Genomic DNA, 7696 nt, shown 5'->3' on the forward strand with positions numbered 1-7696 from the left:
GCCGCTCGATCTTGATCTTCACGTCCAGCCGGCCGGGCCGGAGGATCGCGGGGTCGATCATGTCCTCGCGGTTGGAGGCGCCGATGACGATGACGTTCTCCAGGCCCTCGACGCCGTCGATCTCCGCCAGGAGCTGCGGCACGATCGTCGTCTCGACGTCGGAGGAGACCCCCGAGCCACGGGTCCGGAAGATCGAGTCCATCTCGTCGAAGAAGACGATGACCGGCGTGCCGGCCGACGCCTTCTCCCGGGCCCGCTGGAAGATCAGGCGGATGTGCCGCTCGGTCTCACCGACGAACTTGTTGAGCAGCTCCGGGCCCTTGATGTTGAGGAAGAACGCCCTGCCCTCGCTCGGGTCGTCCCCCCGCTGGGCCGCGATCTTCTTGGCCAGCGAGTTCGCCACCGCCTTGGCGATGAGCGTCTTCCCGCAACCGGGCGGCCCGTAGAGCAGGACGCCCTTGGGCGGGCGCAGCTCGTACTCCTGGAACAGCTCGGCGTGCAGGAAGGGCAGCTCGACCGCGTCCCGGATCTGCTCGATCTGCCGGAACAGGCCGCCGATGTCCTCGTAGGCGACGTCCGGGACCTCCTCCAGCACGAGGTCCTCGACCTCGGCCTTCGGCACCCGCTCGTAGGCGTACCCGGCCTTCGTGTCCACCATCAGCGAGTCACCCGGCTTGAGCGGCACCGCCTCGGCGAACTCGGTGGCGGCGAACAGCGGCGCGGCCAGCCAGACCACGCGCTCCTCGTCCGCGTGCCCGACGACGAGTGCGCGGCCGGCCGTGTCGGCGGTGGGCTCGGAGAGGACCTCGCGCAGGGCACAGACCTCGCCGGTCTTCTCCCAGTCGCCCGCCTCGACGACCGTGAGCGCCTCGTTCAGGCGGACGGTCTGGCCGCTGCGCAGCTCGGGCGTCTCGACCGCGGGCGAGACCGCCACCCGCATCTTCCGGCCGGACGTGAACACGTCGACCGTGCCGTCGTCGTACGCGGTGAGGTAGACGCCGTACCCACTCGGCGGCTGGGCGAGGCGATCCACCTCCTCGCGCAACGCGACGAGTTGGCTCCGTGCCTCCTTGAGGGTCTCCGTCAGCTTCTCGTTGCGCGCGCTGAGCTGCGAGAGTCTGCTCGCGGACTCGGCGAGGCGCTGTTCGAGAAGGCGCGCGTGTCGGGGGGACTCGGTCAGCTTTCGCCGAAGCAGTGCGACTTCCTCTTCGAGGAAGCGGATCTGCGCAGCCGCTTCGGCGCGGGTCAGGTCCCCGCCTTCACCTGGCTCACGACTGCCGGGACCGTCGTCGTAGGGGTTCACGGCATCCTCCCTCCGTGTTCCGATTCCTTACGGTACCTGGCATCGGCGCCCTCGGTGGTGAGGCGATTCGGTGATCCCTCACTCACGCGGACGGCACCTTGACGGCACGTGCTTGTCTGGTTCCCGTCACCGGCCGTTCCACACCACCGCGCCCGATGTCGTCAGCGACCGGTCGGTCTGCGCTGCGGACGCGGCGGGGTGACGCCGTCGGCGAGGCGCCGGGTGGTCACCAGGAACGCGGTGTGACCGATCATGCGATGCTCCGGGCGGACGGCCAGCCCGACGACGTGCCACGGCCTGACCAGCGATTCCCATGCCTGCGGCTCGGTCCAGCACTGCATCTCGCGCAGCGCCTCGGTGAGCTTGGAGAGCTGGGTGGTGGTGGCCACGTAGCCGACCAGGACCCCACCGGGGACGAGCGACTCGTGGACCGTCTGCAGCACGTCCCAGGGCGCCAACATGTCGAGGACGACGCGATCGAACTGCTCCGCGGCCCCGTCGTGAGTATTGAGATCGCCCACCCGCAAGCTCCAGTTGGGTGGCACCTCACCGAAGAATTTCCTGACGTTGCGTTCGGCGTGTTCGGCGTGGTCCTCGCGGATCTCGTACGACACGACCGAACCGGACGGGCCGACGGCCTGCACGAGCGAACAGGTCAGCGCCCCCGATCCCGCCCCGGCCTCCAGGACCCGGGCCCCCGGGAAGACGTCTCCCCACATCAGGATCTGGGCGGCGTCCTTCGGGTAGATGACGGCCGCGCCGCGGGGCATGGCGAGCACGTAGTCCGCGAGCAGCGGGCGCAGCGCCAGGTACGGGGTGTTCGCGGCGGACAGCACGACGCTGCCCTCCGGCTTCCCGATCAGGTCGTCGTGGGGCAGGCCGCCGCGGTGGGTGTGGTACTGCCCGCCGGCCTCGAGGGTGAGGGTGTACTTGCGGCCCTTGGGGTCGGTGAGCTGGACCCGGTCCCCCTCCCGGAACGGTCCGCCGCGGTGCCCGGCGGGCCGCGACCCGCCGGCGGGTTGCCCGTTCCGCACGGGATCTCCGGCCTCCTCAGCCGAGCTCTCCTCGGCAGGGCTCTCCCCGTCCGGGACGGCGGGCAGGGCGTCGGCGGCGACGTCGTGTTCGGTCGGGCTCTCGGGCTCGGGCACGAGGCGGAACGCTATCCGGGACGCCACGGGCTCCCGTCCTCCGGCCCCACCCGGGGCAACGGCGGCGGCCCGCCGGAACTGTCGGTGGGCTCGCCTACCCTCCTGACCGTGACCGAAACCGGGGTGGACGTGCGCGGGCCCGAGGCGCCCGGGTCCGCCGCACCCACAGGCGGCGAGCCTCTCCGGCGCCGGCCCGCCCTCTCCCCCTCCCGCGCGGCGGACTTCAAACAGTGCCCGCTGCTCTACCGGTTCCGCGCGATCGACCGGCTCCCCGAGACCCCCAGCCGCCCGCAGCTCCGCGGGACGCTCGTGCACGCCGTCCTGGAGCGCCTGTTCGAGCTCCCCGCGGCGGAGCGGGTCCCCGAGGCCGCCGCGGGGCTGGTGGGGCCGGTCTGGGCGGAACTCGTCGCAGAGGCGCCCGAGCTGGTTACAGCCCTGTTCACCGGTCCGGAGGATCCCGAGCTCACGGAGTGGCTCGCCTCCACCGGCCCCCTGATCGACACCTACTTCGCGCTGGAGGACCCGCGCCGGCTCGAACCCGAGGCCCGCGAGCTGAGGGTGGAGACCGAGTTGGGATCCGGGCTGCTGCTGCGCGGCATCGTGGACCGGCTGGACGTCGCCCGCACCGGGCAGATCCGGGTCGTGGACTACAAGACCGGGGCGGCCCCGCGGCCGGTCGCGGAGGCCCGGGCGCTGTTCCAGATGAAGTTCTACGCGCTCGCCCTGCTCCACCTGCGCGGCGAGGTGCCCGCGCAACTGCTCCTGCTCTACCTGGCGGACGGCCAGTGCCTCACCTACCGGCCCGAGGAGGACGAGCTCCGCCGCTTCGAGCGCACCCTGGACGCGATCTGGGCCGCCGTCATGGAGGCCGGGCGCACCGGGGACTTCCGGCCGAGCCGCGGCCCGGCCTGCGCCTGGTGCGACCACAAGGCGCTCTGCCCCGCCTGGGACGGCACCCCGCCGCCCTACCCCGGCTGGCCGGGGACGGACTCCGCGGAGGACGCGCGGACCGCTGAGGAATGATCGGGCGGTGAGCGATCTGCCCGAGCCCTTCTACCTCCCGCTGGACATGAGCGCCCCCGAGAAGGGCGAGCGCTTCCACGCCACCTTCTCGACGACCGGGCCCTGGTTCTCCGACGCCCAGCACATGGGGCCGCCCTCCGCGCTGATCATGCGAGCCTTCGAGCGCTGCGCCCCGGGCCGGCCGGACGCGCCGCCGTTGCAGCTCGCCCGGATGACCATCGAGATCCTCGGACCCGTCCCGGCCGGCGAGGTCACGGTCCGGGCCTGGGCGGAGCGGCCCGGGCGGACGATCGAGATGCTCGCCGCGGAGATGGAGGCGGGCGGCCGCACGGTCCTGCGGGCCCGGGCGTGGCGGCTCGCGATCACGGACACCACCGAGGCGGCCGTGGGCGAGGCGGCTCCGCTGCCGGGGCCGGAGAGCGCAGTCCTCTCGACGGGACGCCCGGAGGGTTGGCTACCGGGCTACCTCGACGCCCTCGAATGGCGCTGGCTGCGCAAGAGCTCGATGGGCGACACGGGTCCGGGCACGGCCTGGGCCCGGCTACGGGTCCCCGTCGTCGAGGGCGAGGAGCCGACGCCCCTGCAGCGGCTGGTGGCGGCCGCGGACTCCGCCAACGGCGTCGCGGCCCCGCTGGACCTGCGGGAATGGCTGTTCGTGAACACCGAGCTGACGGTCCACCTGCACCGTCCGCCGCGGGGCGAGTGGGCCGGGATCGACGCCGCCACGGTGATCGGGCCGACCGGCACCGGCACGGTCTCGGCCACCCTCTTCGACCTCGACGGGCAGGTCGGACGGATCACCCAGGAGCTGACCGTCCGACCCCGCTGAGGACCGGGTTCAGTCCTCCTCGCGGTCCCCGTCCACGGCCCGGCAGGATCGGATCTCCGAGGTCAGGATCGCGCGGGCGCCGCTGGCGGCCAGCTTGTCCATGACATTGTTCGAGTCCTTCTTGAGTACCATCGACCGCACCGCGACCCAGCCCTCCCGGGCGAGCGGCGAGACGGTCGGCCCCTGCAGGCCCGGGGCGACAGCGCTGAGGACGTCTAGGTCCGACTTGCGGCAGTCGTAGTCCAGCATCAGGTACTGCCGGGCGTAGACGACACCACGGATCCTCTCGGTGAAGATCTTCTTCTGCGCGGTGATGTCGTCCGGCTCGATCCGGTCGTGCCGGGGCTCGCGCTCGATGAGCATGGCCTCGGACTCGGCGATCGCGTCCCCGATGACCTTGAGCCCGTGCTGGCGCAGGGTGCGGCCGGAGGAGACGACGTCCGCGATCGCGTCCGCGAGGCCGAGCTGCACGGAGATCTCCACCGCGCCGTCCAGCTTGATGATCTTCGCGCCGATGCGCTTGCCGCTCAGGTGCGAGCGCACCAGCCGCGGGTAGGACGTCGCGATCGTCTTGCCGTCGAGGTCCTCGAGCTTCCAGTCCATCGACTCGGGCACGGCGAACCGGAACTTCGACGCGCCGAAGCCCAGCTTGAGCACCTTCTGGACCTGGCTGCCGGACTCCTCCATGAGGTCGTGCCCGGTGATGCCCAGGTTCAGGTCGCCCGAGCCGACGTAGGTGGCTATGTCCTTGGGCCGCAGGTAGAAGAACTCGATGCCGTTCTCCTCGTCGACCATCGACAGGTCGCGCGAGTCCGCCCGCTGCCGGTAGCCCGCCTCCCGCATCATGGTCGCGGCGGGCTCGGCGAGAGTCCCCTTGTTGGGCAGGGCGACGCGGAGCATTGCTCTCCTCGGGAAGGTGCGGTGGTGGTTCGGGGCCGCGGTCTCAGAGCCCGCGGCGGGGGTGCTCAGAGGAACTTGTAGACGTCTTCCAGGCCGAGTCCGCGGCCGATCATCACGACCTGGACCCGGTAGAGCAGTTGGGAGATCTCCTCGGCCAGTGCGTCGTCCGCCTCGTGCTCGGCGGCGATCCACACCTCGCCGGCCTCCTCGAGGATCTTCTTGCCCTGGGCGTGCACACCGGCGTCGAGCGCCGCCACCGTCCCGGAGCCCTCGGGGCGGCTGGCCGCCCTCTCACTGAGCTCGGCGAAGAGCTCGTCGAATGTCTTCACGTCGGTGTTTCTCCTTTCGCGCATCCAGTGTCCGGGTGCGTCCGTGGTGACCGCGAACCGAGACCGCTGCCGTGAGGCTGGTGGACCGTCGGATGCGCCGGACGGCCCGGCCCCGGAAGCGGTCACCCGTCCGGAGTCCCGCTCGCCGCGGCCCCCGCACGTTCGACGGTACCCCCACGACCTGCGGATCTCGGCGCGGGTCAGACCCCGGCGCGCACCCGGTGCATCGCCGCGGCGAGATCGTCCGGCGTCAGGCCGACGAGGCTCTCCCGCAGCACCCGGCGCGGCCCGGCCGGGACGGCGACCTCGCAGGGCACGACGAGCACGGTCGCGCCCGCCGCCTCCGCCGCGGCGACGCCCGTCGGCGAGTCCTCCACCGCGACGCACTCCTCCGCCGGCACGCCGAGCAGCTCGGCGGCCCGCAGGTACGGGTCCGGGGCGGGCTTGCCGCGCGGCACCTCGTCCCCGCAGACCGTGACCGCGAAGTTCCCCCGGCCGATCTGCTGCAGCGCCGTCTCGGTCAGGTACCGGCCGGTGTTGGTGACGAGCGCGGCCGGGATCCCCGCCTCGCGCATTGTGCGCAGAGCGCTCTGCGCACCCGGACGCCATGCGACGCCCTGCGTCAGCAGCTCCCCGGTCCGGTCGACGAGCCGGCGGCGGCCCTGTTCCACCAGCTCCGGTTCGGGCTCGACGCCCGCCTCCCGGAACACGATCGCGAGGCTCGTCGCGAGGCTGCCGCCGAGGGTCGCGGCCCGGGCCTCGGGCGTCAGGTCCGCCGTGTCCGAGCCGACGAGCCAGCGCAGGAGGCCGACCAGGGACTCGTCCCACGCCTTCTCGGAGTCGATCAGGGTGCCGTCCATGTCGAAGAGGACCGCGGCCGGGAGCAGGTCAGCCGGCATTGAAGTACTTCGCCTCCGGATGGTGGGCGACCAGGGCGTCCGTGCTCTGCTCGGGATGCAGCTGCAGCTCCTCGGAGAGCTCGACGCCGATCCGGCCCGGCTCGAGCAGCTCGATGATCTTGGTGCGGTCCTCGAGGTTCGGGCAGGCGCCGTAGCCGAGGGAGTAGCGGGCGCCCCGGTAGCCGAGCTTGAAGAAGTCCTCGATGTTCTCGGGGTCGTCCTGGGCCAGGTTCCCGCCGGAGCCGAAGGTCAGCTCCTCGCGGATCCGCCGGTGCCAGTACTCCGCGAGCGCCTCGGTGAGCTGCACGCCCAGGCCGTGGACCTCCAGGTAGTCCCGGTAGGCGTCCTTCGCGAACAGCTCGTTGGCGTAGTCCGCGATCGGCTGGCCCATCGTCACCAGGTGGAACGGGACGACGTCGATCTCGCCGTCGGCCACGGCGACGTCGCGCGGGCGCCAGAAGTCCGCCAGGCAGAGGTTCCGGTCCCGGCGCTGCCGCGGGAACGTGAACCGGAAGCGCTCGGGCGCGTCCGGACGGGGCTCCGTCAGCACCAGCAGCGAGTCCTTCTCCGCGACGGCCGGGAAGTACCCGTAGACGAGCGACGCGTGCGCGAGCACGCCGTCCGCCGTCAGCCGCTCGAGCCAGTAGCGCAGCCGCGGCCGGCCTTCGGTCTCGACGAGCTCCTCGTACGACGGCCCGTCGCCCTTGCTGCCGCGCAGGCCCCACTGGCCCAGGAACAGCGCCCGCTCGTCGACCATGCCGGAGTACTCGCTCAGGGAGATGCCCTTGACCACCCGTGTCCCCCAGAACGGGGGCGTCGGCACCGGGTTGTCCAGCGCGACGTCCGAGCGCTCCGGCAACGGCCCGGCCGCCTCGGCCTCCGCGGCCTTCCGCTTCGCCGCGATCCGCTTGGATTTCTCGTGCCGCGCCTTGCGCTCGGCCGCCTTGGCCTCCTCCTCCGGGTCGGTCTCCGGGGCGAGGCCGCGGGCGCGGGCCATCGTGGCGTCCATGACGCGGAGGCCCTCGAAGGCGTCCCGGGCGTAGGAGACGCGGCCCTCGTAGACCTCCGAGAGGTCGTTCTCCACGTAGGAGCGGGTCAGCGCCGCACCGCCGAGCAGCACGGGGAGCTTCTTCGCGATCCCCCGGGAGTTCATCTCCTGGAGGTTCTCCTTCATGATCACCGTGGACTTCACCAGCAGCCCGGACATGCCGACGGCGTCCGCCCGGTGCTCCTGCGCGGCGCTCAGGATGGTCGCGATCGGCTGC

At 72.1% G+C, this 7696-nt stretch carries 8 protein-coding genes; 2 read left to right on the top strand and 6 right to left on the bottom strand.

Translation table 11 applies throughout. From position 1 onward, the window contains the following. The coding region (gene arc / locus JWP64_RS18285) for a proteasome ATPase (protein WP_297498649.1) at positions 1-1249 on the bottom strand (1249 nt) is incomplete at its 3' end. A 215-nt stretch (positions 1250-1464) separates the two neighbouring features. Then, positions 1465-2337: a tRNA (adenine-N1)-methyltransferase gene (locus JWP64_RS18290; protein ID WP_297498652.1), complete on the bottom strand. Its 873-nt coding sequence runs from the start codon at positions 2335-2337 to the stop codon at positions 1465-1467. A 243-nt stretch (positions 2338-2580) separates the two neighbouring features. On the opposite strand from JWP64_RS18290, the gene JWP64_RS18295 reads away from it, so the two are divergent. Then, positions 2581-3474 carry a RecB family exonuclease gene (locus JWP64_RS18295; protein WP_297498655.1) on the top strand — a complete coding sequence of 298 codons (894 nt, stop codon included), beginning with the start codon at positions 2581-2583 and terminating at the stop codon, positions 3472-3474. A gap of 46 nt (positions 3475-3520) precedes the next feature. Beyond that, positions 3521-4303: a thioesterase family protein gene (locus JWP64_RS18300; RefSeq protein WP_297498658.1), complete on the top strand. Its 783-nt coding sequence runs from the start codon at positions 3521-3523 to the stop codon at positions 4301-4303. Between the two features lie 9 nt (positions 4304-4312). On the opposite strand, the gene hisG is transcribed toward JWP64_RS18300, so the two are convergent. From hisG to JWP64_RS18320, 4 genes are all read right to left on the bottom strand, one after another. Then, positions 4313-5203, bottom strand: coding sequence for an ATP phosphoribosyltransferase (gene hisG, locus JWP64_RS18305; protein WP_297498637.1), 891 nt, complete (start codon positions 5201-5203; stop codon positions 4313-4315). 65 nt (positions 5204-5268) lie between these two features. Beyond that, positions 5269-5532: a phosphoribosyl-ATP diphosphatase gene (locus tag JWP64_RS18310; protein ID WP_297498640.1), complete on the bottom strand. Its 264-nt coding sequence runs from the start codon at positions 5530-5532 to the stop codon at positions 5269-5271. 200 nt (positions 5533-5732) lie between these two features. Then, positions 5733-6431 (bottom strand): HAD family phosphatase, encoded by a 699-nt coding sequence (locus JWP64_RS18315; protein WP_297498643.1) that lies wholly within the window; start codon positions 6429-6431, stop codon positions 5733-5735. Next, on the bottom strand, positions 6421-7696 hold a 1276-nt coding region (locus tag JWP64_RS18320; RefSeq protein WP_297498646.1), incomplete at its 5' end, for a vitamin B12 dependent-methionine synthase activation domain-containing protein. The genes JWP64_RS18315 and JWP64_RS18320, both read right to left, overlap by 11 nt.

The organism is Pseudonocardia sp. (genome assembly GCF_025465255.1).
In the GTDB taxonomy this organism is placed as follows: Bacteria; Actinomycetota; Actinomycetes; order Mycobacteriales; family Pseudonocardiaceae; genus Pseudonocardia.

Excerpts from the sequence above, each read along its gene's own strand:
- JWP64_RS18300 (WP_297498658.1), top strand. The coding sequence starts at position 3,521 with ATGAGCGCCCCCGAGAAGGGCGAGCGCTTCCACGCCACCTTCTCGACG.
- hisG (WP_297498637.1), bottom strand. The coding sequence starts at position 5,203 with ATGCTCCGCGTCGCCCTGCCCAACAAGGGGACTCTCGCCGAGCCCGCC.
- JWP64_RS18315 (WP_297498643.1), bottom strand. The coding sequence starts at position 6,431 with ATGCCGGCTGACCTGCTCCCGGCCGCGGTCCTCTTCGACATGGACGGC.